This window comes from Streptomyces sp. NPDC079167, from assembly GCF_040686735.1.
Classification (GTDB): Bacteria; Actinomycetota; Actinomycetes; order Streptomycetales; family Streptomycetaceae; genus Streptomyces.
Map to the genome: position 1 here is coordinate 1 of NZ_JBFBLO010000058.1, position 1,484 is coordinate 1,484.

General features: G+C 66.7%; 2 protein-coding genes. Both read left to right on the forward strand.

All coding sequences use genetic code 11. From position 1 onward, the window contains the following. The first annotated feature begins 27 nt into the window (after positions 1 to 27). A protein-coding gene (locus tag AB0P41_RS35925) for an IS5 family transposase (RefSeq protein ID WP_365936200.1) occupies positions 28 to 944 on the forward strand; the annotation gives its coding sequence in 2 pieces (ribosomal slippage) (positions 28 to 376 and positions 376 to 944; 918 coding nt in all). Between the two features lie 38 nt (positions 945 to 982). Next, positions 983 to 1,369, forward strand: a complete 387-nt coding sequence (locus AB0P41_RS35930; RefSeq protein ID WP_365936199.1) for a DUF3592 domain-containing protein — start codon at positions 983 to 985, stop codon at positions 1,367 to 1,369. Positions 1,370 to 1,484: the final 115 nt, after the last annotated feature.

Consider the following 1,484-nt stretch of genomic DNA (forward strand, 5'->3'; position numbering starts at 1 on the left):
CCTAGGCCCTGTCTGATAATTGATCTTGTGGTGGGTCGTGGTGAGCTGACTGATGTGGCGTGGGAGCGGATAGCGCCCCTGCTTCCGGGTGTTGATGGTCGTGGGCGGCCGTGGCGTGACCACCGGCAGGTGATCAACGGGGTGTTGTGGCGGTTGCGGGCCGGTGCCCCGTGGCGCGACCTGCCGGAACGCTATGGGCCGTGGCAGACGGCTTACGAGCGGTTCGCGCGCTGGGAAGCGGACGGCACTTGGGCCCGTCTGCTCGAACAGGTCCAGGTGCGTGACGACTCCGTCGGAGCCGTGGAGTGGACGGTGTCGGTGGACTCAACGATCAACCGGGCTCATCAGCACGCAGCAGGCGCCCGTAAAAAGGGGCGCCGACGGGGGACGAACTGGAAGATCCGGCACGCGCGTCGGCTGGCCAGGCGCTGGGCCGGTCCCGCGGCGGGCTGACCACGAAGATCCATCTCGCCTGCGACGGCCGGGGTCTGCCCCTGGCCGTCGTCGTCACACCCGGCAACGTCAACGACTCCACAGTCTTCGACACGGTCATGGACGAGCTGAGGGTGCCCCGGACCGGTGCCGGGCGGCCCCGCCGCAGGCCCGACGCAGTCATAGCGGACAGGGCGTACTCGTCCCGCGCGATTCGTCAGGTCTTGCGCAGGCGAGGCATCCAGACCGTGATCCCGGAACGGGCCGACCAGAAAGCCAACCGCCTGCGGCGAGGGTCGAAGGGCGGCAGACCGCCGGCCTTCGACCGTGAGCTCTACGGAACCCGCAACGTGGTCGAACGCTGCTTCGCCCGGCTCAAGCAGTTCCGGGCGATCGCGACCCGCTTCGACAAGCTCGCCGCTCGCTACCACGCCGGGCTTCACCTCGCCTCACTCATTCTCTGGCTTCGCGAGCCGGTAACGCTGCCCCGGAGGGTCTCGACAACTGGTTGAATGCTCATCAGTGCCGTGACACTGGGGGAGCCTTGAGGGTGCAGGACGTGATCGCTGCCGACGGCGTAGCAATCTTTCTACTGCTGGTCGTGGTCTGGCAGATGCGGCGACGGCTGACGCTTCGTTCCCGGGGCGTCGAGGTCATCGCTCGGTGCTTCGATCGTGATTGGCGTGGGAAGGGCGGCCCGCAGTTCCTTCTGAGCTACACGACGCCAGACGGTGTCAAGCGGACACACAGTGCAGGTGAAGACCACGTCCCCGCGGGCACCCGCGAAGGGGACAGCGTCGCAGTCCTCTATGACCCTCTGTCCCCCGGGCGCGCGGAGACGGCACTCGCTTCCCGCAAACCATTCTGGAAGCACTACGACATGGCGGGCCTGGTGGGAGTTGCCCTCAGTATCGTGCTGATGGTGCACGTCCTCTAGATTGGCCGCCACGCATCGAAAGCGGCCCAAGCCCGCCCTCACACGACGGGGCCAGCGCACATCAGATACATCAGCGCCCTGTCCCTCAAGCAGTACTTGTCAGACACGACCTAGG